Source organism: Pelagibacterium sp., assembly GCF_048264985.1.
Taxonomy (GTDB): domain Bacteria; phylum Pseudomonadota; class Alphaproteobacteria; order Rhizobiales; family Devosiaceae; genus Pelagibacterium.
Genome location: NZ_JBLXCL010000001.1, coordinates 241754 through 262709 on the forward strand (window position 1 = coordinate 241754; position 20956 = coordinate 262709).

General features: G+C 57.8%; 27 protein-coding genes. 12 read left to right on the forward strand and 15 right to left on the reverse strand.

What is annotated here, in order from left to right:
* Positions 1-70: 70 nt before the first annotated feature.
* Entirely contained in the window at positions 71-538 is a 468-nt protein-coding gene (locus ACN0TA_RS01260; RefSeq protein ID WP_417579004.1) for a DUF2244 domain-containing protein, read from the reverse strand.
* A 76-nt stretch (positions 539-614) separates the two neighbouring features.
* Here ACN0TA_RS01260 and nth point away from each other — a divergent pair, with 76 nt between their 5' ends.
* Both nth and ACN0TA_RS01270 read left to right on the forward strand, forming a co-directional pair.
* On the forward strand, positions 615-1262 hold the full coding sequence (nth, locus tag ACN0TA_RS01265) for an endonuclease III (protein ID WP_417579006.1): 648 nt from the start codon (positions 615-617) through the stop codon (positions 1260-1262).
* Between the two features lie 84 nt (positions 1263-1346).
* On the forward strand, positions 1347-2348 hold the full coding sequence (locus ACN0TA_RS01270; protein WP_417579008.1) for an adenosine kinase: 1002 nt from the start codon (positions 1347-1349) through the stop codon (positions 2346-2348).
* A 9-nt stretch (positions 2349-2357) separates the two neighbouring features.
* Here ACN0TA_RS01270 and coaA read toward each other — a convergent pair whose 3' ends face one another.
* The 7 genes from coaA to hisB form a co-directional block, all read right to left on the reverse strand.
* On the reverse strand, positions 2358-3302 hold the full coding sequence (coaA, locus tag ACN0TA_RS01275) for a type I pantothenate kinase (RefSeq protein ID WP_417579010.1): 945 nt from the start codon (positions 3300-3302) through the stop codon (positions 2358-2360).
* Positions 3303-3304: 2 nt separating this feature from the next.
* Positions 3305-3625, reverse strand: coding sequence for a phosphoribosyl-ATP diphosphatase (locus ACN0TA_RS01280; protein WP_417579012.1), 321 nt, complete (start codon positions 3623-3625; stop codon positions 3305-3307).
* Positions 3626-3696: 71 nt separating this feature from the next.
* Entirely contained in the window at positions 3697-4461 is a 765-nt protein-coding gene (gene hisF / locus ACN0TA_RS01285) for an imidazole glycerol phosphate synthase subunit HisF (protein ID WP_417579014.1), read from the reverse strand.
* A gap of 106 nt (positions 4462-4567) precedes the next feature.
* Entirely contained in the window at positions 4568-5302 is a 735-nt protein-coding gene (hisA, locus tag ACN0TA_RS01290) for a 1-(5-phosphoribosyl)-5-[(5-phosphoribosylamino)methylideneamino]imidazole-4-carboxamide isomerase (protein ID WP_417579016.1), read from the reverse strand.
* Complete coding sequence (hisH, locus tag ACN0TA_RS01295; protein ID WP_417579018.1) at positions 5299-5949, reverse strand: imidazole glycerol phosphate synthase subunit HisH; 651 nt, start codon at positions 5947-5949, stop codon at positions 5299-5301. The genes hisA and hisH overlap by 4 nt, the downstream gene beginning before the upstream one ends.
* Positions 5946-6314, reverse strand: coding sequence for a hypothetical protein (locus tag ACN0TA_RS01300; RefSeq protein ID WP_417579020.1), 369 nt, complete (start codon positions 6312-6314; stop codon positions 5946-5948). The genes hisH and ACN0TA_RS01300 overlap by 4 nt, the downstream gene beginning before the upstream one ends.
* 38 nt (positions 6315-6352) lie before the next feature.
* A complete protein-coding gene (gene hisB, locus ACN0TA_RS01305) occupies positions 6353-6949 on the reverse strand; it encodes an imidazoleglycerol-phosphate dehydratase HisB (RefSeq protein WP_417579022.1) in 597 nt (198 codons plus the stop codon).
* A 141-nt stretch (positions 6950-7090) separates the two neighbouring features.
* Between hisB and hslV the strand changes: the two genes are divergently transcribed.
* The 4 genes from hslV to ACN0TA_RS01325 are packed head-to-tail and all read left to right on the forward strand — an operon-like array spanning position 7091 to position 10223.
* The gene (gene hslV / locus ACN0TA_RS01310; RefSeq protein ID WP_417579024.1) at positions 7091-7618 is read left to right on the forward strand and encodes an ATP-dependent protease subunit HslV; all 528 of its coding nucleotides are present in this window, start codon (positions 7091-7093) and stop codon (positions 7616-7618) included.
* Positions 7615-8121, forward strand: coding sequence for a GNAT family N-acetyltransferase (locus tag ACN0TA_RS01315; RefSeq protein ID WP_417579026.1), 507 nt, complete (start codon positions 7615-7617; stop codon positions 8119-8121). The genes hslV and ACN0TA_RS01315 overlap by 4 nt, the downstream gene beginning before the upstream one ends.
* A complete protein-coding gene (hslU, locus tag ACN0TA_RS01320) occupies positions 8121-9431 on the forward strand; it encodes an ATP-dependent protease ATPase subunit HslU (protein WP_417579028.1) in 1311 nt (436 codons plus the stop codon). The genes ACN0TA_RS01315 and hslU overlap by 1 nt, the downstream gene beginning before the upstream one ends.
* Positions 9432-9488: 57 nt before the next feature.
* Positions 9489-10223, forward strand: coding sequence for a hypothetical protein (locus ACN0TA_RS01325; protein ID WP_417579030.1), 735 nt, complete (start codon positions 9489-9491; stop codon positions 10221-10223).
* Positions 10224-10245: 22 nt separating this feature from the next.
* On the opposite strand, the gene ACN0TA_RS01330 is transcribed toward ACN0TA_RS01325, so the two are convergent.
* Genes ACN0TA_RS01330 through ACN0TA_RS01340 form a run of 3 tightly spaced genes read right to left on the reverse strand, consistent with a single transcriptional unit; the run spans position 10246 to position 11974 of the window.
* Positions 10246-10629, reverse strand: a complete 384-nt coding sequence (locus ACN0TA_RS01330) for a helix-turn-helix domain-containing protein (RefSeq protein ID WP_417579031.1) — start codon at positions 10627-10629, stop codon at positions 10246-10248.
* Complete coding sequence (locus ACN0TA_RS01335) at positions 10626-11237, reverse strand: Smr/MutS family protein (RefSeq protein ID WP_417579033.1); 612 nt, start codon at positions 11235-11237, stop codon at positions 10626-10628. Before ACN0TA_RS01335 ends, ACN0TA_RS01330 begins: the two co-directional genes overlap by 4 nt.
* A gap of 20 nt (positions 11238-11257) precedes the next feature.
* On the reverse strand, positions 11258-11974 hold the full coding sequence (locus ACN0TA_RS01340; protein WP_417579035.1) for a Tim44/TimA family putative adaptor protein: 717 nt from the start codon (positions 11972-11974) through the stop codon (positions 11258-11260).
* 228 nt (positions 11975-12202) lie between these two features.
* On the opposite strand from ACN0TA_RS01340, the gene ACN0TA_RS01345 reads away from it, so the two are divergent.
* Positions 12203-12631: an FxsA family protein gene (locus ACN0TA_RS01345; RefSeq protein ID WP_417579037.1), complete on the forward strand. Its 429-nt coding sequence runs from the start codon at positions 12203-12205 to the stop codon at positions 12629-12631.
* Positions 12632-12780: 149 nt separating this feature from the next.
* Positions 12781-13311 carry a protein-export chaperone SecB gene (gene secB / locus ACN0TA_RS01350; protein ID WP_417579039.1) on the forward strand — a complete coding sequence of 177 codons (531 nt, stop codon included), beginning with the start codon at positions 12781-12783 and terminating at the stop codon, positions 13309-13311.
* A gap of 95 nt (positions 13312-13406) precedes the next feature.
* Here secB and dnaQ read toward each other — a convergent pair whose 3' ends face one another.
* From dnaQ to ACN0TA_RS01370, 4 genes are read right to left on the reverse strand one after another with little or no spacing between them, the layout of a single operon-like run.
* The gene (gene dnaQ, locus ACN0TA_RS01355) at positions 13407-14114 is read right to left on the reverse strand and encodes a DNA polymerase III subunit epsilon (RefSeq protein ID WP_417582017.1); all 708 of its coding nucleotides are present in this window, start codon (positions 14112-14114) and stop codon (positions 13407-13409) included.
* A gap of 5 nt (positions 14115-14119) precedes the next feature.
* The gene (gene coaE / locus ACN0TA_RS01360) at positions 14120-14713 is read right to left on the reverse strand and encodes a dephospho-CoA kinase (RefSeq protein ID WP_417582019.1); all 594 of its coding nucleotides are present in this window, start codon (positions 14711-14713) and stop codon (positions 14120-14122) included.
* Positions 14714-14735: 22 nt separating this feature from the next.
* Positions 14736-15563 (reverse strand): shikimate dehydrogenase, encoded by an 828-nt coding sequence (locus ACN0TA_RS01365; RefSeq protein WP_417579041.1) that lies wholly within the window; start codon positions 15561-15563, stop codon positions 14736-14738.
* Positions 15560-16183 (reverse strand): Maf family protein, encoded by a 624-nt coding sequence (locus tag ACN0TA_RS01370; RefSeq protein WP_417579043.1) that lies wholly within the window; start codon positions 16181-16183, stop codon positions 15560-15562. The genes ACN0TA_RS01365 and ACN0TA_RS01370 overlap by 4 nt, the downstream gene beginning before the upstream one ends.
* Positions 16184-16608: 425 nt before the next feature.
* On the opposite strand from ACN0TA_RS01370, the gene hemE reads away from it, so the two are divergent.
* The 4 genes from hemE to mnmE all read left to right on the forward strand — a co-directional run bounded on the left by hemE (position 16609) and on the right by mnmE (position 20931).
* Positions 16609-17658: a uroporphyrinogen decarboxylase gene (hemE, locus tag ACN0TA_RS01375; protein ID WP_417579045.1), complete on the forward strand. Its 1050-nt coding sequence runs from the start codon at positions 16609-16611 to the stop codon at positions 17656-17658.
* Positions 17659-17684: 26 nt separating this feature from the next.
* Complete coding sequence (gene hemJ / locus ACN0TA_RS01380) at positions 17685-18113, forward strand: protoporphyrinogen oxidase HemJ (RefSeq protein ID WP_417579047.1); 429 nt, start codon at positions 17685-17687, stop codon at positions 18111-18113.
* 154 nt (positions 18114-18267) lie between these two features.
* Positions 18268-19533, forward strand: coding sequence for a transcription termination factor Rho (gene rho / locus ACN0TA_RS01385; protein ID WP_417579049.1), 1266 nt, complete (start codon positions 18268-18270; stop codon positions 19531-19533).
* A gap of 36 nt (positions 19534-19569) precedes the next feature.
* Positions 19570-20931, forward strand: a complete 1362-nt coding sequence (gene mnmE, locus ACN0TA_RS01390) for a tRNA uridine-5-carboxymethylaminomethyl(34) synthesis GTPase MnmE (RefSeq protein ID WP_417579051.1) — start codon at positions 19570-19572, stop codon at positions 20929-20931.
* The last annotated feature ends 25 nt before the right edge of the window (positions 20932-20956 follow it).

The following is a 20956-nucleotide window of genomic DNA, read 5'->3' on the forward strand; positions in this document are numbered from 1 at the left end:
ATCAAATTGCCTAAACACTGTCGCCCTTCGCCGATCTGTTCGAGAAGGTTGGTTGAAATTGCAGCAACAGCTAGCGCTTGGCGCGACTTAACGCATGGCCAAAGGCGTCGGCGAAACGCGCCTTGTCATCGGGGGTCAGGAAGCGGCCGATTTCGACCTCGCTGTCGCGGGTGACGATTTTGAGCGCGGTTACCCGGTCCTCATTGTCCCTGACGACCGAGAGCCGGATGAAAAACGGGTTGAACGAATGTTCGGTTTCTCGTCCCTTCTTGGTGACGTGGCGGATGTCGAGGGCGTCGGGCCAAAGCGTGACTTCCTCAAACATCTCCGTGTCACGCATCGAGGCGGTAAGTGCCCAATAGAGCAGCAGGATGTCCAGCCCCATTAACCCGACCACCGGCCAGGCGCCCATCGCATAAAAGACGATGCCGGGGATCGAGGCCATTACGCATGTCAGCGCAATGACCCAGCGGATCGCGCGCGGCGAGAGCGAGCGGTGCGGGGTCAGCAATGCGGCAAAGAGGGGGCTTTGGGTCATCTCGACTTGCCTTTTGGCCTTCGGGCCATTCTAAGAAGATCTCGCACCCTAAAATCAAATCAAATATTGCCGCACCATGCCCAAACCGCTGACCCGGGCCGAAATCGACAAGATCTTCGAAGCCTTCTCGCTTCACGATCCCGAGCCCAAGGGCGAACTCGACTACGTCAACATCTTCACGCTGCTGGTCGCTGTCGTTCTGAGCGCGCAGGCGACCGATGTGGGGGTCAACAAGGCGACAAAGGCCCTGTTTGCTTGTGCCGACACGCCCGAAAAAATGGTTGCGCTGGGCGAAGACAGCATTCGCGAACACGTCAAGACCATCGGGCTTTACCGCACCAAGGCAAAAAACGTTTTCCTGCTCAGCCAGATGCTGATCGAGCGGCACCACAGTGAAGTCCCCGACAACCGCGAGGCCCTGGAAGCGCTGCCCGGCGTTGGCCGCAAGACGGCCAATGTCGTGCTCAATATCGGGTTCGGCCAGCCGACCATCGCCGTCGACACGCATTTGTTTCGCGTTGGCAATCGCACCGGGATTGCGCCGGGTAAAACCCCGTTGGCCGTTGAACTTGCGCTGCTCAAGCGTGTGCCCAAGGACCATCTGCTGCACGCCCATCACTGGCTCATCCTGCACGGGCGCTACGTGTGCAAGGCACGCAAGCCCGAATGCTATCGCTGCATCATCGCCCAATGGTGCCGCTACCCGGCAAAGACTACCATTTAGCTCGTTTCCCACAGCGCTGTTGCGCCGGATGGCCCTATGGATTAAGCGGAGGGCAGTATCCACGACAGTTTATGCGGAGCGCCGATGACCACCCGGTTCGACGTCCTGACCATCGGCAACGCCATCGTCGATGTCATCACACCGATCGACGACACATTTCTTGTCGATGAGGGCCTGCGCAAATCGATCATGCATCTTATCGATGCCGATCGCTCAGCAGACCTTTACGCCAAGATGCCCGAAAAAAAGACAATCATCCCCGGCGGCAGCTCTGCCAACACGGCAGCGGGGGTTTCCGCGCTCGGTGGGCGTGCGGCATTCGTTGGCAAAGTCGCCGAAGACGAGCTCGGCCTGATCTTTCGGGACGATTTCGACACCAAGGGCATCGGCTATGATACCGACTATCTCCGTGATGGTCCGGCGACCGCACGGTCGATGATCCTGGTCACGCCCGATGGCGAGCGCACCATGAACACCTATCTGGGCGCCTGCCAGCACCTGACCGAAGACGATATCGTCGAGGAAACCATCGGCGCTTCGGCCATCACCTATATGGAAGGCTACCTTTGGGATCCTCCGCAGGCCAAGAAGGCTTTCATCAAGGCTGCCCACTACGCGCACAAGAACGAGCGGGCCGCCGCGATTACCCTGTCCGACCCATTCTGCGTCAACCGTTTCCGCCCAGAGTTTCTCGATCTGATCAAATCGAAGACTATGGATTACGTGTTCGCCAATATCGACGAAGCGATGGCGCTGTACGAGACCGACGATCTCAATGTCGCCGTCCGTCAGCTTGCCGAAGACGCTGAAATCGCTGCGGTGACAATGGGGTCGCGTGGCGCCATGGCCATCAAGAACGGCGAGATTGTTTCGGTCCCGGCATTCCCAGTCAGCGACGTCGTCGACGTTACCGGTGCTGGCGATCTCTTCGCATCGGGCTTTCTTCTGGCCACGGCGCGTGGACAATCGATGGAAGAAGCCCTCAAGCTGGGCTGTCTTGCCGCCTCGGAAGTCATTTCGCACTATGGTGCGCGGCCCGTCGCCGATCTCAAGGCGCTGGCCCATGGCGAGGGCATTGCCGTTTAGGTTCTGCCGCTAGACTTTGCGCAGGGCCACTTCATGAATGGAGTGGTCCGCACCTTTCTTCAAAATCAGATCGGCCCGGCCACGGGTCGGCAGGATGTTTTCGCGCAGATTGGGCAGGTTGATCGACTGCCAGATGGTTTTGGCGGTAGATTGGGCTGTCAGTTCGGAGAGTTCGGCAAAGCGCCGAAAAAAGCTCTTGGGGTCACGAAAGGCCGTTTGCCGCAGCTTCATGAAACGCTCGACATACCAGGCTTCGAGCAGATCCTCATCGGCATCGATATAAACCGAAAAATCAATGAAGTCGGATGCAAAGGCTATCGGGTTGCCGGTCTTGGGCAGTTCACCGGGCTGGAGAATATTGAGGCCCTCGACAATCAAGATGTCTGGGCTTTCGACAATCGTTCTCTGTTTTGGAACGATGTCATAGACCAGATGGGAATAGGTCGGGGCGCTGACCTTGGGCTTGCCCGATTTGACGTCAGCGAGAAATTCCACAAACGCTGAGCGATCATAACTCTCGGGAAATCCTTTGCGCTGCATCAGGCCGCGCTCTTCGAGCACCTTGTTGGGGTAGAGAAACCCGTCGGTGGTAATGAGATCGACCTTGGGCGATGTCGGCCAACGCCGCAGCAGGGCGCGCAGAATACGGGCAGTGGTCGATTTTCCCACGGCGACCGAACCGGCAACCCCGATGACGAAGGGAACCTTGGCGCCATTGTGCCCCAGAAATCGTGTCGATGCCTGATGAATACCCTGGATGGCTTCGACATAGAATGAGAGCAGCCGGGTGAGGGGCAGATAGACGATCTCGGCTTCGGCCAGAGAAATTGGATCGTTGAGCGCCCTGAGATGCTCGATGTCCTCGCGGTTGAGCGTCATGGGCTCGTCGGCCCGCAACCGCGCCCATTCCTCGATCGTAAAGCTCAAATAGGGCGTATAGGCAATCTTGGCCATTCTCAGTCCCTGGACCGCGCCGCTTTTTCGTCGAGCCCGGATTGTGCCGTGCGCCGGTCGAGCTCCTGGGACACTTCGGCCAGCGCCACGCCCTCGGACCGCAACAGCACAAGCAGATGATAAATTACGTCGGCGCTTTCCTTGACCAGCTCTTCACGATCGCCACTCATTGCAGCGATCACTGCTTCAACGGCTTCCTCGCCAAGCTTCTGGGCGCATTTGGCGGTGCCTTTGGCAATCAGTTTGGCTGTATAGGACTGATCGGGCGAAGCCGTTGCGCGCTCTGCCAATCGCGCGTCAAGCGCCTCGATGCTCAATGTCATGGGTCGTGCCTCCGTCTCCCCGCCACCCGTCTAACCATTGCCGGGGGTGGGGTGCAAGCGGTCAATAGGGCTTAATCAAGCCGCATGGGAATACCGGCTGCGGCCATATGCGCCTTGGCTTGGCCTATGGTGAAGGTGCCGAAGTGAAAGATCGAGGCGGCAAGAACTGCTGTGGCGTGCCCCTCGTTTATGCCATCGACGAGATGATCGAGCGTACCCACGCCACCAGAAGCGATGACAGGTACCTCGACCGCGTCAGCAATGGTGCGGGTCAATTCAAGATCGAACCCCGATTTCGTGCCGTCGCGATCCATCGACGTCACCAACAGCTCGCCGGCTCCACGTTCCACTGCACCGATGGCAAAATCGATGGCGTTCAAACCCGTCGGCTTGCGTCCGCCATGGGTAAAAATTTCCCACGACCCCGAAGCGCCGCGCTTGGCATCGACCGAAACAACTATGCACTGATTGCCGAACTTGTCGGCGGCCCGCGCGACGAAGTCAGGATCGTTTACGGCTGCTGAATTGATCGAAACCTTGTCGGCGCCAGAGAGCAGGAGCTTGCGAATATCCTCGTTCGAGCGCACCCCGCCGCCCACTGTCACCGGCATGAAGCAGTGCTCGGCAGTGCGGGCGACAACATCGAAAATCGTATCGCGCCCCTCATGGCTGGCGGCGATATCAAGAAAGCAGAGTTCATCCGCTCCCGCCGCGTCATACGCAATCGCAGCCTCAACAGGATCACCGGCGTCGACCAGATCAACGAAGTTGACCCCCTTTACGACGCGACCGTCCTTAACGTCCAGGCAGGGGATAATCCGGGCCTTGAGTGTCATCGAACGCCCGCCCCCTTGTTGGTGTTTGCTGTCCTCGCGGCTGCGCCGCTGCGGGCAGGCTCGCCGTCCTTAATGTCCAGGCAGGGGATAATCCGGGCCTTAAGCATCATGCCGCTTCGCCCTTCAGGAGCGCCAGTGCTTCACGTGAATCAATGCGTCCGTCATAGAGCGCCCGACCTGAAATCGCGCCCTCGAGAATTTTGGCGTCCGGTTCGGTCATGCGGCGGATATCTTCGATCCCGGCCAAGCCGCCCGAGGCGATTACGGGGATGGATGTGGCATTGGCCAGTTCCAGCGTCGAGGGCCAATTGATCCCCTTCAAGACACCGTCCCTGTCGATATCGGTGTAAATAATGGCCGCAACGCCGGCGCCTTCGAACCGCTGCGCAAGCGCGATAGCCGAAAGCTCGGAAGTTTCTGCCCAGCCTTCGACTGCAACCTTGCCACCGCGCGCGTCGATACCAACGGCAACCTGTCCCGGGAACGCCTTGCAGGCGGCCTTGACCAGTTCGGGGTCACGCACGGCGACGGTGCCAAGGATGACACGAGCAAGCCCTTTGTCGAGCCAGCTTTCGATGTGCGCCAGCGTGCGGATGCCACCGCCAAGCTGAACTGGAAAGTCGACACTCTCGAGGATCGCATCAACGGCGGCACCATTGACGCTCTCCCCTGCAAAGGCGCCATTGAGATCGACGACGTGGAGATAGGCGAAGCCCTGGTCCTCAAAGCTTTTGGCCTGGGCTGCGGGATCATCGTTAAACACTGTGGCCTGATCCATGTCGCCAAGTTTTAGCCTGACGCACTGGCCGTCTTTAAGGTCGATGGCAGGAAAAAGAATCATGGGCGCCATTTCAAAAAGTTTGCGATGAGAGCCAGACCAAGCGACTGGCTCTTTTCAGGGTGGAACTGGGTGCCGAAAATATTATCGCGCCCGACAATTGCTGTGATTGGCCCGCCATAATCGGCAGTGGCAATCACTTCGCGGGGGTTTTCGACCCGCATGTGATAGGAATGAACAAAATAGGCATGCAGGCCGGCGTCGCCGGTTTCTATGCCCTCAAGCAACGCGTGGGGGCGTGAAACGGCAAGCGTATTCCAACCCATATGGGGCACTTTGAGTGCGGGATCGGACGGCTGGATCTTTTCAATGGCACCGGAGATCCAACCAAGCCCCCTGGTCTCGATCTTTTCACGACCGACGCTGGCCAGAAGCTGCATGCCAACGCAAACGCCGAGAAAGGGCGTGCTGCCGCCAATTACCTTTTCAGTGAGCACCTCGTGCATGCCAGGCACCGCATCAAGCCCGGCCATGCAATCGGCAAACGCGCCAACGCCGGGCAGGACGATCCTGTCGGCCTTGCGCACCAAATCGGCATCGGCGGTGACGCTCACCTCGGTCCGGGTATCCATCGCAGCGCGGGCGAATGCCTTTTGAGCCGATTTGAGGTTGCCGGCGCCATAATCGATTATCGCAACGGTTTGGCTCATGGGCGGGGTCCGTAATTTCGTTTCAGCCATATCCGCTCAGCCGCTGTTGTACTGTCTGCGGCCACTTCACCGCTGGCGATCCAGTTGCGACCCTCCAGCGCGCGACCGGCGATGGCCGCGGCGGCAAAGCCGGTCCATAGCGCAAAAATCGCGTAGAGCAGGGCCGCGCTGTCGCCCCCGATCACCGGAGAAAGCCAATAAAGGCCCCCAGCGATCACGATCCAGAGCACCAGATAGGCAAGAGCGCCGCGCGCAATCGCCCAGAAAGGGGCGAAAACGAAGGCGCTCCAATTGAACTTTTCGGGCAGGACCAAAATGGCATCAGGGCCGTTTTCGGGTTTGGCATAGATTGCATAGAGGGTCATGAGACCGGTCCGTAACGGGGCTTTTGCCCAGGGTAATCTTACAGTACGCCCTTGGTCGAGGGCACCTGATCGGCCGAACGCGCGTCGATTTCGACAGCTTGACGCAGCGCGCGCGCCAAAGCCTTGAAAAGGCTCTCGGCGATATGGTGATTGTTGTCGCCATAATGGGTTTCGGCATGCAGCGTTATGCCGGCATTGATGGCGATGGCCTGAAAGAACTCGCGAACCAGTTCGGTATCGAACGTACCGATCTTGTCTGCTGAAAACTGTACACGCCAGACAAGGAAGGGGCGGCCCGAGACATCGAGTGCCACAGTGGATTTGGTCCCGTCCATGACAAGGTCGCACGCGCCATAACGCACGATACCCTTCTTGTCGCCAAGGGCTTGCTTGATCACCTGACCAATGGCGATGCCAACATCCTCGACGGTGTGGTGGTCGTCGATGTGCAGATCGCCCTTGGCGTGAATGGCCATGTCGATCAGTGAGTGACGCGAAAGCTGATCGAGCATGTGGTCGAAAAAGCCCACCCCGGTTTCGATCTGCCGCACGCCGCTGCCGTCGAGATCGACAGCAACAGCGATCTCGGTCTCATTGGTCTTGCGATCGAGCTTTGCCTTGCGCATTGGGTCCATCCCCTGGGAAATTCGGCCTTGCATTAACAGCTTGAGCGGCGACGGGAAAGCCCGACCCGATCCTGTTGCATTGCATTTAGCCCAGCCAATCCTAAATAAAGGCCAACACGCGTTTTAATGTAAAAGGCATTTGAGGTCGAAATGACAACAATCGTTTCAGTGCGCAAGGGCAATCAGGTCGTGGTCGCCGGCGACGGACAGGTCTCGCTGGGCCAGACCGTCATGAAGCACTCGGCCCGCAAGGTCCGCAGGTTAGCCGGCGGCTCGGTCATCGCCGGTTTCGCTGGCGCAACCGCTGACGCCTTCACCCTTTCCGAGCGGCTCGAAGCCAAGCTCGAACAATATCCAGGTCAGCTCATGCGCGCTTGCGTGGAACTGGCCAAGGACTGGCGTACTGACCGGTATCTGCGCAAGCTCGAAGCCATGATGATCGTCGTCGACAAATCAGATTCACTGATCCTGACAGGAACGGGAGACGTGCTTTCTCCCGAAGATGGCATTGCGGCGATCGGCTCAGGCGGCAATTACGCTCTATCTGCGGCCCGCGCGCTCAGCGACAGCGACAAGAACGCCGAAGAGATAGCCCGCAAGGCGATGGCAATCGCAGCCGATATCTGTGTTTACACAAATTCTGATGTAAACGTTGAAACACTCGAGCTCGACAATTGAGCCTTACCATCCGCCAAATCGGCCCCGAAGACGCCAAGGCGTATCAGACGATACGCCTGATCGGTCTGGACGGTGATCCATCTTCCTTCGCTTCGGATGCGGAAACCGAAAGGGCCCATCCGCTCGAATGGTATGCACAGAGCACGAAAGCCGCAGCAGTCTTTCTTGCGTTCGCAGATGATGAGCCGATCGGAATGGCTGGGCTTGTCATGTCTGAGCGGCCAAAGACCAGCCATATCGGCACGATTTTCGGGGTTTACGTGCGCCCCGAGAGCCGGCGCTGCGGTGTGGCTGCCGATCTCATGGACGCTGTCATTGCCCATGCACGGACAGTGGCCAAACAGGTTCATCTCGGCGTTGCCGTCGACAATTGCGCCGCTCTCAAACTCTACCATCGGCTCGGCTTCCAGACCTATGGCACCGAGCCGCGCGCCCTCAATGTCGATGGGCGCTTCATCGATGAGCACCTGATGGTGCGTTTTCTGGACAAAGAAGACCGATAATGACCGATAGAAGTTTCTCCCCCCGCGAGATCGTTTCCGAACTCGACCGCTATATCGTCGGGCAGTCCGACGCCAAGCGCGCAGTGGCCATTGCGCTGCGCAACCGTTGGCGGCGTCAGCAATTGCCCGAGGATATCCGGCGCGAGGTATCGCCGAAAAATATTCTGATGATCGGGCCGACAGGCGTGGGCAAGACCGAGATTTCACGTCGTCTGGCGCGGCTTGCGCAGGCGCCTTTCGTCAAGGTCGAAGCCACCAAGTTCACAGAAGTCGGGTATGTGGGCCGTGACGTGGAACAGATGATCCGCGATCTCGTCGAAGCCGGGATCGTCATTCTCAAGGACAGAAAGCGCGCCGAGGTCAAAGCCAAGGCTCATCTCAACGCTGAAGAGCGCGTGATCGACGCGCTGGTTGGCCATTCAGCGACCCCATCGACGCGGGATGCGTTCAGGAAAAAGCTGCGCGACAACGAGCTGGACGATAAGGAAATCGAGATCGAGGTTCCCGCCAGCTCCGGCATGCCGATGTTCGATATGCCCGGAATGCCTGGCGGTGGCGCCGGGATGATCAATCTCTCGGACATGTTTGGCAAGGCGTTCGGCGGCAAAACCCAAAAGCGCACTGTAAAGGTCAAGGATTCCTACGAAATCCTCATCAACCAGGAAGCCGACAAGCTGCTTGATCAGGACAAGATCAATATCGAGGCGATCGAACTGGTCGAAAACCACGGCATCGTCTTTATCGACGAAATCGACAAGGTTGCGGCCAAGGAAGGTGGGGTCACCGGCGGTCCGAGCCGCGAAGGCGTGCAACGCGATCTGTTGCCGCTGATTGAAGGCACGACGATTTCCACCAAATATGGCCCGGTCAACACCGACCATATCCTGTTTATCGCCTCGGGCGCTTTCCACGTTTCAAAACCGTCCGACCTTCTGCCCGAGCTTCAGGGCCGCTTGCCGATCCGCGTTGAATTGCGTGCGCTGACGCGCGAGGACTTCATCAAAATCCTATCGGACACCGAATATTCGCTGATCCGGCAATATGTGGCGCTGATGGGGACCGAAGGGGTAACGCTCGAATTTACCCCCGACGCCATCGAGGAGGTCGCAAGCATCGCTGTTTCGGTCAATTCCACTGTCGAGAACATTGGTGCGCGTCGTCTGCAGACAGTGCTTGAAAAGCTTGTTGAAGACATCTCGTTCGAAGCCCCGGACAAAGCTGGCACCACGCTGACCATCGATGGCGAGCGGGTACGCGAGACTGTTGGCAAGATGGCCGGCGATACCGATTTGAGCCGCTACATCCTTTGATTGCTTCACGCTCTTGGGTGCTCTAACCATCTTTGGGTCAGAGCGCCCGGAGCCACTATGACAACCGTTCTTACGGCAATTGCACTGATGGCCGCCTCAAGCCCGGCCCTTGGTGACATCACTGAACCCATGCCGCTCTGTGCACCAGATGGCGCCTGGTGTATCGCGGTGGACACCCTTGATGGCATCGACAAGCTTGTCGTCACCGCCGGTCCCCTTGAAGGGCAGACATTGGACATTGCGATGCCGGATGGCATCGATACTCCCGAAATATCGGTCGCGCTCTGGGATCAGGCGATTGCAACGCCATCGGGGAGCCTGGTCGGGATCACCCATGAGGCCAGAGCGCTCTATTCGGGTGGTACCGCCAGCGTAACAAGGCTTTCCCTCTATGCCATAGACACTGAAAGCGGGATCAGCGGTCCACTTCTCATTGTTCCGCTGACCTCCGACATCATGATTCGGGCATGTTTTGGCGAGGACGACGAACAAAGGCGCCTCGGCGCCTGCCACGATCAATACATTTTCGATGCAACGCTTTTCGCGCTTTCGGGGGCGGCAAGCGACGCTGGACTTCCCGATCTTGGCTTTCGAACACAGGCCAGTGCCTATCCGCGCACATCCTTGCGCGATCTCGATTCATCGCAACATCCGCCGTTCGATCCTGCCGATCTGACGATTGCCGAAATCGGTCGATGCAGCTTCAAACGCGTCTTCTCATTCGATACTGTCGCTGGGCGCTACAAGCCCGACAGCCAATTGCCAAACTGTTCGGATTTCACGACACCCTAGCCAAAACCGCAAAAGCAGCGTCTCAGCGCTGGGGTCCGCCACCGGCCCGGACCGCCCTGCGCATCACCTCGTCTTTGATGGCCTTGCAGTCCTCTGGTGATAAATTGCCCATTTCACGGCCCAGCACATTGGTGAGCTCGGTGGCTTCGGGCGCCAGACCCGATGTGTCGATGGTCATTTTTGGGTCGGAAATTTCCGCAAGGCGCTGAATTTCCTCGGCCTCGTCCCAGATTACGTTGAAATAGGCAATGATACGCTGGACCATGAACCATGTGGGCTTGCCACGTTTGCCGTGCTCGAGCGCCGAGAGATAGGCACTTGAAACGCTGAGTGCCGCAGCCATGTCCTTTAGCGCAATGCCGCGTTCGGCGCGCATCTTGCGCAGTTTGGCGCCCAGCGGTGTCACATCTGCCTCTTGCGTTTGAGCCGAACGTAAAGCGCGCCGCCACCGCCATGGCTCTGATGGGCAGGGTCGATGCCTGCTATCATGGGCGCAAGCGCCTTGGCGTTGAGCCAGAGCGGCACCATTTCGCGCAGTACGCCTTTTTGTTCGAGCTGGAGATAGCCGGTTTTCTTGATACCCTTGCCGGTGATGACCAGAACCGTACGGTCGCCCCGCGCCACACGCGCCGGAATAAACCGCTCAAGCGCGCCGCGGGCCTGGTCCTGGGTCATGCCGTGCAGGTCAAGCGTCGCGTCGATGGACTCGTGCCCGCGCGCGAGCCTGCGCTTGAGATTGGGCTCTATCGATTTTTCAGAAGCCGGGATCTTGGAGGCGGCAATCATGGGCAGCGCCGAAGGCAGGGGCGGGCGGGCAAATCGCGGTGCTGTATCGCGCGGCTTGCCCGCATCGGGTTCTTCCCCGGCCTGCTCGAGAGCTTCGAGCAGCGCCTTGGGATCGTTGCTCTTGCGGCGTAGGAGCGGGTCGACGGTGGTGCCAACCGCGTTCCAGAGGTGCCAATCGCGCACCGGCCCGGACGTCTTCGGGCGTGGTCCGGGCGGTTTGCGCGCCATGGCGATCGGCCCTTGCGGCTCTATTCGAGGTCGTTGGTCGCGACGAGTTTCCAGTTGGGGTCGCGCGATTTCGTGCTGCGCATGAACGTCCACTCATCGGCAATGGCGACGACCTGGCCGGGCGTACCCTCGACGATCTCTCCTTCGCGATCCTTGGTGATCGAGACAACTTCAGCATCGATCCGAAGGGTTACAACGGCATTCCGCTTGTCGAGCTCGGCTTCGATGAACTCGATATTGGAGAGCCCCACAAAGGTGAAGTCGACCGTATGGCCGGCCGCTTCGCGTTCGGAGATCGCGACGTCGAAGCTGTCATAGACATCTTTGTCCAGCAGCATTTTCAGATTCTTGCGGTCGCCCGATGCATAGGCGGAGACGATCATCTCATAGGCCGATTTTGCACCCTCAAGGAACTGCTTGGGCGAAAATGCGGGGTCGACAGCTACGATTGCGCGAAGCCCCTCTTCGATATCAGGCTTGCCACCGCCGAACTTTTCGATCTCGGCTTCGACCTTGCGCTGGGCGCGTTCAGCTTCTTCGGTATCCTGAGGATTGCGGCGCGGCATGGGGACGACAGTGTCGTCATTGTCCGATTTGGTCCGCGAAACCGACTCGTAACGCGCCGAGGGCGGCCGTTCATTGCCGGTTCGTGTGCCAAGAACGGAGCGCAGACGCAGGAGCACCACGATGGCCACCACGATGACGATAAGGGTGGGAAAGTCGAGAAATTCGCCCATGAGTGAAATTCTGGCTCCAAAATGAAAAGGTTCTGTTCACCGCTGGCACCGCAATGCGTTTGAGCATTGGTGGCCCCGGGTCGGTTCGCAATCTGGTTATAGTGACCTATATATATGCAAACGAGCCGTGCAAACCAGTTTGCAGTGGCATTATTGTGATCGAACGGTTTGGCCGACATCTTGTTGCCTGCGGCCATGCCCTTTCAAACCAATGGGAGATCGCTCAGCGTGGGACGTTTCATTCTGCTTGGAATCCTGGCTCTGCCATTCCTGGAAATCGCCGCTTTCATCTGGCTCGGTGGGCAGATCGGCATTCTTTCAACCCTCGCAGCCATTATCCTGACGGCTGCCGCCGGTATAATGATAGTGCGTTGGCAGGGGCTGGGCATGGTCCTCGACAGTCGGGCCATGATGGCGCGGGGTGAGATGCCCCAGCGTCAATTCGCCGAAATGATGATGATCGCTGTGGCGGGGCTGTTTCTTCTCATCCCCGGATTTATAACCGATGCCATCGGCTTCGCCCTGCTTATTCCGCCTGTGCGCCATTGGCTTTATGGGCAGATGAGCCGTAACATGGTCGTGGTGTCCACCTATCGGCCTTCCCAACCGGGGCCGGCGTATAAATCGATAGACCTCGACGACAACGATTATCGCTAGGCACGGCAACAGGGCGGGCGTAGCGGTCAGTTTCAGCGCAATGCGCGCCAAACCTTGTGAGCAGGGCGCAAAAGTGCTAGCCAATCGCGCGAAATTTGCGGTCCTTGTCGGGCCGCTCTGGCGAACCAGAGATAGGGACTTATTGGGCCATGGCTGAAGACAACACAAACAATGAAACGCCCGCGACCGGGCCGGACGGCACTGCACCCGCTTTCGGCATCGTGGGCCAGTATGTGCGCGATCTGAGCTTTGAAAACCCAAATGCTCCGGCTTCGCTTGTGCCCGGTCAGGTCAATCCCGGCTCGAACGTCAACATCAACGTGCAGGTCAAAAAGCAGGGCGACGACGTTTACGCCGTTGAAATCGGCCTCAACGTCAAAACCGAGCGCGAAAGCACCGTGCTTTACGCTGTCGAACTGGTTTATGGCGGCCTGTTCCGCACCCGCAACATCCCGGAAAACCAGCTTGGCGCCCTTTTGATGGTTGAAGCGCCGCGGCTGATCTTCCCGTTTGCCCGCCAGGTTCTTGCATCGACCATTCAGGCCGGTGGCTTTCCGCCACTGCTGCTCGAGCCCGTCGACTTTCTGGCGCTCTATCGTCGCAACCTTGCGGCCGCTGCCGAAAAAAACAAGACTGAAGGCACTGCCGAGGCCAACGAAGTCAAGCCGACAGTCAACTAAGACTGGCGGTACCAAAACAAAAAGGCCCCGGTTCTGCCGGGGCTTTTTTCGTTTCCTGATACGCTATCAGCGCCAATAGCCTCAAAATGTTGGTTCTATTGCGCTTCGAATTCGACGGTTTCGTATTTGAGCCACACTGCCGCGTCGCCCATTTCGGCGACAAATCCCGCATGCGCCTGTTTTTCTGCTGCCGTGAGCCGGGCAGGGAGGGGCGTGGGCCGCGTGCGGGCCGGTGGGCGGTTGCCGGCACCGCGCGCCGACGACTCGGCTTCTGCCGATAGCGCCAAGGCAACCTGACGGCCACCAATCAGCTCGAGATAGACTTCGGCGAGTATCTCGCTGTCGAGCAAAGCGCCATGGAGCGCGCGCCTGGAATTGTCGATCCCGTAATGCTTGCACAGCGCGTCGAGGCTGACGCGCGCGCCTGGGTGGATTTTGCGCGCCAGCATGACGGTATCGATAACGTCATTGACCAGCTTGGAGCGGCCCGTCCATTCGAGTTCGGCGTTCAGAAACCCCATATCGAAGGGCGCATTGTGGATGATCAGCGTATCGTCGCCGATGAAATCGGCGAACTCGCCAGCCACTGCGGAAAATTTTGGCTTGTCACGCAAAAAGTCTTCGGACAGACCATGGACGCGAAATGCTTCCTCGGGCATGTCGCGCTCGGGATTGATATAGACGTGATAGTGACGCCCTGTGGGCACATGGTTGATCAACTCGACGCAGCCGATTTCAACGATTCGGTCGCCATTGGCTGCCGAAAGGCCCGTGGTCTCGGTATCGAGAACGATCTCGCGCAATTGACTCATGACTGAACCTCGTCGCACAGCGCTGCGATGACTGCGTCGGTGCGCGCAACCGTATCGTCCATGGATCCCGAAGTGTCTATGGCATAGTCGGCACGCGAGACTTTTTCGGCCTGAGTGAGCTGACGCGACAGGATGAATTCAAGCTTTTCAGCGCTCATGCCTGGCCGGGCCAGAACTCGCTCACGCTGAATTTCGGGATCACAATGGGTGGCCACCACCCTGTCGATCGAATATGTGGCCCCGGTTTCAAAAAACAGCGGAATTTCGACAACAGCCATGGCATGCCCGTCCGCTTCGGCCTTACCCATGAAATCGACAGCCTTTTCTCGCACCAGAGGATGAATAATCTCTTCGAGCTCCGAAATCCGGTGCGGTTCGGCCGCCAGAGCTGCGCTGAGCGCCCGCCGATCGACGCCACCATCGCTCACAGTGCCGGGAAACAGCATTTCGACAAGCGCTGCCGCTTGTCCCGCATAGAGTTCGTGGACGGCTTCATCGGCCGAATATGTGGGGATGGAACGCTCGGCAAAGCGCGCAAGGACAGTCGACTTTCCCGTGGCAATCGAACCGGTCAACACAACGCGCAGCATATAACCCTCGAAAAACCCTGTCTTACTGCCCAAGCGCACCCAGCACGCGATCCCTGAGCTGGCCGGTGACCGCCGGTGTTACGCCAAACCATGCCCCGAAACCGGGCACAGCCTGATAAAGCAACATACCCAGACCGTCGACGCTGGCAAACCCCTCGGCCTGCGCCTGGGCCAAAAGCGGGGTAATGAGCGGTGTATAAACGATATCTGTCACCACAGCACCCTGGGCCAACCGCGAAAGATCCAGCCCGTCAAACCCGGTGCCCTTCATGCCGATGGCACTGGTGTTGACCAGCAGTCCGGCCCCCGCAAGGCACTCTTTGATATCGGATAACGCCGCTGGATGGATCGCTGGTCCGAACTCGGCAGCAAGGCCCTCGGCCCGTTCCACTGTACGGTTGACCAGCGTGATCCGCTCAACACCCCTGTCGATAAGCCCAGCCAGTATGGCCCGCGATGCGCCGCCGGCACCGATGACCACTGCGGTGCCAATCTCAGTGTCCCATCCAGGTGCGGATGCGTCGAGATTGGCCAGAAACCCGACATAATCCGAATTCGAACCAAACACCTTGCCGTCCCGGGCCACCAAAGTATTTACAGCACCTATCTTGGCGGCCAGCGGATCGATCTCATCACAGAGCGCCATCACGGCTTCCTTGTGCGGGATCGTTACATTGCCGCCCACAAAAGCACCCTCCCGCAGGCGCGAAATGAACCCCTCGAGCGCTTCGGGCGCGATATCGATCGCCTCATAACTTGCATTCAATCCATGCTCTGCGATCCAGCTTTGATGGATCAGCGGCGATTTCGAATGCGTGATGGGGTGACCGATGACGAAGGCTTTTTTCATGAAGCGGGCTCTAGGCTTTCCGGTGCGTGCTGCTCAAGGGCGGCCAAAAGCTCAAGGAGCGGCAGACCCAGAATTGTAAAATAATCGCCCTCGATACGCTCGAACAGACGGATGGATGGGCCTTCGAGCCTGTAGGCAGCAACCGAATCCAATATCGCATCCCCTTCTCTGTCGAGGACGGCGTCAACCGTGCTGCTGTCGAACTGCTTGAAGGTCAGATCGGCGGTGGCGACAAGGCTCCAGACGATCTTCCCGTCGCGGGCCAGGGCCACCCCCGAATGGAGCTGATGGGATTTACCTGCCATGGCCAAAAGCCGCGCCCGCGCTTCGACCCGATCACTGGGCTTGTGTAGTGCCTTACCGTCAAATTCGAGCGTCTGATCGGCCCCGATAACCATCGCACCACGTTGGGCAACGCTTACCGCCAGCGCCTTTTGCTCGGCAAGGATCCGTGCCAGGCCGGCGCGATTCTCGTTTTGCGTCAAGGCCATGGTTTCGATCTTGCGCTCATCGATCCCCGGACTAGCGAGTGAAAACACAAGACCAGCGTTCTCAAGCAGGGTTTTACGTGTTGTACTTTTTGAAGCAAGGATCAGCATGGCCGGGCTTTTTGCTGTCATGGGCGTGAGAGCTTTTCCACATGCACGTTCACAGTTAAAGCCCAATTCCCATTTGGCCGAACGCTTCGCAGAGTTTTCCCCAAAGCCCGATATTGGGTTAACAGTTCGTAAAGTGTGGACGGATCCTGGCCCCTGGGGACAACATTGGGGAAAACGGTATCTGCCCCATCATATCAACCGTTAAGCTTTCATTAAGGATTTGCACAGGCAACATCTTAACAAAACGTTAACGCGTCGGGCCTTCCAGCATTTTCATCCCCAATCTCCAATAGCGCCGGCCCAACCCCCCGCCGTGCGAAACTGACGCAAGCGCTTTTAGGGCCGTGCGGTTGTGGGCTTGAAACAATTGGTGCAAAACACAGCCATAAAGAAGAAGAAGACTCTTTAAGACTTAGATTCCTTAAAAAGACGAAGAGCCCAGCCAATTGCATTCTCCCGCCCCCAAAACCGCGACCGGCAAACCGCTTCTCGATACAGCGCTTGGTATCAAACAGGATCGGCCCCCGATCTGGATCATGCGGCAAGCCGGGCGATATCTTCCCGAATACCGTGAAGTCAGGCAGACAGCTGGTGGCTTTCTCGATCTCTGCTATTCGCCCGATTTTGCGACGGAAGTCACACTTCAACCGCTACGGCGCTTCGATCTCGATGCTGCAATCCTGTTTTCAGATATTTTGGTCATCCCACATGCGCTGGGTCAGCCTTTAAGGTTTGCGCAAGGCGAAGGACCAATCCTGGATCCCATCGACGAGACCAGTCTTTCATCGCTGACGCCTGAAAAGGCTCTGGACAATCTGGACAAGGTTTTTGAGGCGATCGAACGGATCAAATCGGCCCTTGATGACAAAAAGACCCTTATTGGGTTCTGCGGTGCACCCTGGACCGTCGCCACATACATGATCGGTGGGCGCGGATCGCCCGACCAGGCCGCCGCCCGGTTATTTGCGCTCAAGCATCCTGAAGCCTTTGCTGCACTGATCGATATGCTTGTCGAGGTTTCCGCCCAATATCTGATCGCCCAGTTTCGTGCTGGCGCCGATCTGGTCCAGATCTTTGAAAGCTGGGCGCTCAATCTCGACGAACAGGCGTTTAGAACCCATGTGATCGAGCCAAACCGCCGGATCGTTGAGAAAGTCCGTAATGCCATTCCTGATGCCCCGATCACAGGTTTCCCCCGCGGGGCTGCCGGCATGCTTGCCGAATATGCGCAAGAGACCGGTGTGAGCGTCCTCGGGCTCGATTTTGCAACGCCTTTGGCTTTTGCGACCTCGCATCTCCCCGACACGCTGCCCGTCCAAGGCAATCTCGATCCTTTGCGTCTGGTTGCCGGCGGCGCACAGATGGAAACGCGGGCCCATGAAATCATCGAAGCGTTCTCCGATCGGCCCCATATTTTTAATCTCGGGCACGGCATTGTTCCCCAAACACCAATCGAAAACGTCGCACGGCTTGTCGATATCGTTCATGGACGCTAAGCAGACAGCGATCAGGGAATTAAAACATGCTTGAATGGGTCAAGGCGCTTCACGTGATTTCAGTCATCGCCTGGATGGCTGGAATGCTCTATCTGCCGCGGTTATTTGTTTATCACGCCGATGCGGAAACTGGCTCCGTGCAGTCGGAAACCTTCAAAATCATGGAGCGTCGGCTTTATCGCGCCATCATGACCCCGGCGATGATCGCCACATGGCTTTTTGGGCTGTGGTTGCTGCATCTGTACGGCAACGGCATTTTTGCGATGGGCTGGATCTGGCTCAAGCTGGTGTTTGTACTCGCCCTTTCCGGCTTTCATGGCTTTCTTGGCAAATCGATGAAATTATTTGCTCGGGACGAAAACCAGAGGCCGTCGAAATTCTTCCGCGCAATCAACGAAATCCCGACAGTGATCATGATCGTCATCGTCATCGCCGTGATCGTCAAACCGTTCTGAGGACCGTTGCTTTCGGGTTATGCTTGCATTGGCCGCACTGATTGGTTTATGAAAAGCGTGCAACTCACCCATTCGCGGTGAGATGGGCGTCACACGCCCCGCTTCTCCCTCCTTTTTTAAGTCTATCCCGACCATCCCCCTAAGAAGGCTGATCATGGAATTCATGAAGCTCAGGGACCTCAAGGCCAAGTCACCGGCCGAGTTGCAGTCCTTTGCCGAAGAGCTCGACGTCGAAAATGCCAATACACTGCGCAAGCAGGAATTGATGTTCGCCATTCTCAAGCAACTGGCGACACGCGATGTCGAAATAACCGGCGAAGGTGTTGTCGAGGTCTTGCCAGATGGTTTTGGCTTTCTTCGCTCTCCCGATGCCAATTACTTGCCTGGGCCTGACGATATTTACGTGAGCCCATCCCAGATCCGCCGATTCGGGCTGCGCACAGGCGATACTGTCGAGGGTCAGATCCGCTCTCCAAAGGAAGGCGAGCGCTATTTTGCGCTGCTCAAGGTCAATACGATCAATTTCGAGGATCCCGAACGGGTCCGTCACAAGATCAATTTTGACAATTTGACGCCGCTTTATCCCGATGAGCGGCTGAATATGGAATTATCCGATCCGACAACCAAGGATCGCTCGGCAAGGGTTATCGATCTCGTCGCCCCGCTCGGCAAGGGCCAGCGCGCCCTGATTGTTGCCCCGCCGCGCACCGGCAAGACCGTGTTGCTGCAAAACATTGCGCAATCGATCGCCACCAATCACCCCGAATGCTATCTGATCGTGCTTTTGATCGACGAACGTCCTGAAGAAGTGACCGACATGCAGCGTTCAGTTAAAGGGGAAGTCATTTCCTCAACCTTTGACGAGCCAGCTTCACGTCACGTTCAAGTAGCTGAAATGGTTATTGAAAAGGCAAAGCGCCTTGTCGAGCACAAGCGTGACGTGGTCATTTTGCTCGATTCGATCACCCGCCTTGGCCGCGCTTACAACACTGTTGTTCCTTCTTCGGGGAAGGTGCTGACCGGTGGTGTCGATGCCAATGCTTTGCAGCGGCCCAAGCGGTTTTTCGGCGCTGCGCGTAACATCGAGGATGGCGGCTCGCTGACGATCATTTCGACAGCGCTGATCGATACCGGCAGCCGCATGGACGAAGTGATTTTCGAAGAATTCAAGGGTACGGGCAACTCCGAAATCGTTCTCGACCGCAAGGTTTCCGACAAGCGCGTTTTCCCGGCCATCGATGTCACCAAGTCCGGCACCCGCAAGGAAGAGCTGTTGGTTGAGGCCGATATTTTGCGCAAGATGTATGTTCTGCGCCGTATCCTCAATCCGATGGGTACCGTCGATGCGATGGAATTCCTGCTCGATAAGCTGCGCCAGACAAAAACCAATGGCGAGTTCTTTGAGTCGATGAACACCTAGCCATAGGCACGTTCTGACCGTATTTAAGGGCCGCGCGTGACATTGCCACTGCGCGGCCTTGTTGCATTCTGTTCCCGGATCGTCCTGATGCAAGCTGCCACAACGATCGCCGCCCTATCGAGCGGCAGTCTGCCCTCCGGGGTTGCGATTATCCGTCTGTCGGGCCCTAAAACCTTCGATATGGTTCGTGCGCTATGCGCAAGCCTGCCAGATCCCCGCAATCTGACACTCAAAACACTCCGGCACCCCGACACGGGTCTGGCACTCGATCAAGGCCTTGTTGCCGTTTTTCCTGGCCCAAACTCGTTTACCGGGGAAGACTGTGCTGAATTCCAGGTCCACGGCTCACCGGCCGGCGTCAAAGCCATCTTGAGCGCGTTGACGGATGTATGCGGCGCCCAATTGGCTGGCGCCGGAGACTTCACCCGCCGCGCTTTTGAAAACGGTAAGCTCGATCTTACCGCGGTCGAAGGCTTGGGAGATCTCCTCGCGGCTGAGACCGAAGCGCAGCGACGCCAGGCCCTGTCACGGCTCGAAGGTGGCTTGGCCGACCAGATTGTTGTGTGGCGTAATCTTTTGCTTGATGCGCGCGCGGAAATCGAAGCCCGTCTTGATTTTTCCGACGAAGATGATGTGCCATTTGCACTGCCTGACCATTTTAGGTCCGATCTCATCACGCTTAAAACTGTGCTTGGCACAACCCTCGCCACATTCGAGCGGGGCCGTATCGTCCGTGAAGGGTTTCGCGTGGTCCTCGCCGGCGCACCAAATGCCGGAAAGTCCAGCTTGCTCAATGCATTGGCAGGGTCAGACGTTGCGATTGTCACTGCTGAAGCGGGAACGACGCGCGATACGAAGGACGTCGCCATCGATCTGGGGGGCCAGTTGGTGACCCTGACAGATACGGCCGGTTTGCGGGAAACTGACAGTCTGGCAGAAGAAGAAGGCATCCGTCGTGCCCGTGGTGCCATGGATAGCGCCGATTTGGTGCTGTGGCTGATCGCTCCTGACACCGAGAGCGTTGTTTCGATCGATACGGCGACGCCGGTTTGGCGCTTGGCGACCAAGTCTGATATCGGCAGCACAAAAATCCCTACCGACTTGACACTTTCAGTTCAGCTGGGCGAGGGCATCGAAGTCTTGCTAAATCGCCTGGAAAACCATATTGAAGGCGGCCTTGGCGCCAGCGAGACAAGTCTTGTTAGCCATCTGCGGGACAAAGTTGCTCTGGAGATGGCTATGTCGAGTATCGAGGGCGCGCTAAAAAGAATCGACCAGCCCGAACTGTGCGCTGAAGAACTTCGTAGTGCAGCGGATGTATTGGCCGGCCTGATTGGCCTTATGGACAATGAAGCGGTTCTCGACAGACTGTTTTCCGGATTTTGCATCGGCAAGTGATTCACGTGAAACACACTCATTTCCG

What these genes read in the sequence shown, in the direction of transcription:
- ACN0TA_RS01260 (WP_417579004.1), bottom strand. Translation starts at nt 538, where the DNA reads ATGACCCAAAGCCCCCTCTTTGCCGCATTGCTGACCCCGCACCGCTCG.
- nth (WP_417579006.1), top strand. Translation starts at nt 615, where the DNA reads ATGCCCAAACCGCTGACCCGGGCCGAAATCGACAAGATCTTCGAAGCC.
- ACN0TA_RS01270 (WP_417579008.1), top strand. Translation starts at nt 1,347, where the DNA reads ATGACCACCCGGTTCGACGTCCTGACCATCGGCAACGCCATCGTCGAT.
- coaA (WP_417579010.1), bottom strand. Translation starts at nt 3,302, where the DNA reads ATGGCCAAGATTGCCTATACGCCCTATTTGAGCTTTACGATCGAGGAA.
- ACN0TA_RS01280 (WP_417579012.1), bottom strand. Translation starts at nt 3,625, where the DNA reads ATGACATTGAGCATCGAGGCGCTTGACGCGCGATTGGCAGAGCGCGCA.
- hisF (WP_417579014.1), bottom strand. Translation starts at nt 4,461, where the DNA reads ATGACACTCAAGGCCCGGATTATCCCCTGCCTGGACGTTAAGGACGGT.
- hisA (WP_417579016.1), bottom strand. Translation starts at nt 5,302, where the DNA reads ATGATTCTTTTTCCTGCCATCGACCTTAAAGACGGCCAGTGCGTCAGG.
- hisH (WP_417579018.1), bottom strand. Translation starts at nt 5,949, where the DNA reads ATGAGCCAAACCGTTGCGATAATCGATTATGGCGCCGGCAACCTCAAA.
- ACN0TA_RS01300 (WP_417579020.1), bottom strand. Translation starts at nt 6,314, where the DNA reads ATGACCCTCTATGCAATCTATGCCAAACCCGAAAACGGCCCTGATGCC.
- hisB (WP_417579022.1), bottom strand. Translation starts at nt 6,949, where the DNA reads ATGGACCCAATGCGCAAGGCAAAGCTCGATCGCAAGACCAATGAGACC.
- hslV (WP_417579024.1), top strand. Translation starts at nt 7,091, where the DNA reads ATGACAACAATCGTTTCAGTGCGCAAGGGCAATCAGGTCGTGGTCGCC.
- hslU (WP_417579028.1), top strand. Translation starts at nt 8,121, where the DNA reads ATGACCGATAGAAGTTTCTCCCCCCGCGAGATCGTTTCCGAACTCGAC.
- ACN0TA_RS01325 (WP_417579030.1), top strand. Translation starts at nt 9,489, where the DNA reads ATGACAACCGTTCTTACGGCAATTGCACTGATGGCCGCCTCAAGCCCG.
- ACN0TA_RS01335 (WP_417579033.1), bottom strand. Translation starts at nt 11,237, where the DNA reads ATGGCGCGCAAACCGCCCGGACCACGCCCGAAGACGTCCGGGCCGGTG.
- ACN0TA_RS01340 (WP_417579035.1), bottom strand. Translation starts at nt 11,974, where the DNA reads ATGGGCGAATTTCTCGACTTTCCCACCCTTATCGTCATCGTGGTGGCC.
- secB (WP_417579039.1), top strand. Translation starts at nt 12,781, where the DNA reads ATGGCTGAAGACAACACAAACAATGAAACGCCCGCGACCGGGCCGGAC.
- coaE (WP_417582019.1), bottom strand. Translation starts at nt 14,713, where the DNA reads ATGCTGCGCGTTGTGTTGACCGGTTCGATTGCCACGGGAAAGTCGACT.
- ACN0TA_RS01365 (WP_417579041.1), bottom strand. Translation starts at nt 15,563, where the DNA reads ATGAAAAAAGCCTTCGTCATCGGTCACCCCATCACGCATTCGAAATCG.
- ACN0TA_RS01370 (WP_417579043.1), bottom strand. Translation starts at nt 16,183, where the DNA reads ATGACAGCAAAAAGCCCGGCCATGCTGATCCTTGCTTCAAAAAGTACA.
- hemJ (WP_417579047.1), top strand. Translation starts at nt 17,685, where the DNA reads ATGCTTGAATGGGTCAAGGCGCTTCACGTGATTTCAGTCATCGCCTGG.
- rho (WP_417579049.1), top strand. Translation starts at nt 18,268, where the DNA reads ATGGAATTCATGAAGCTCAGGGACCTCAAGGCCAAGTCACCGGCCGAG.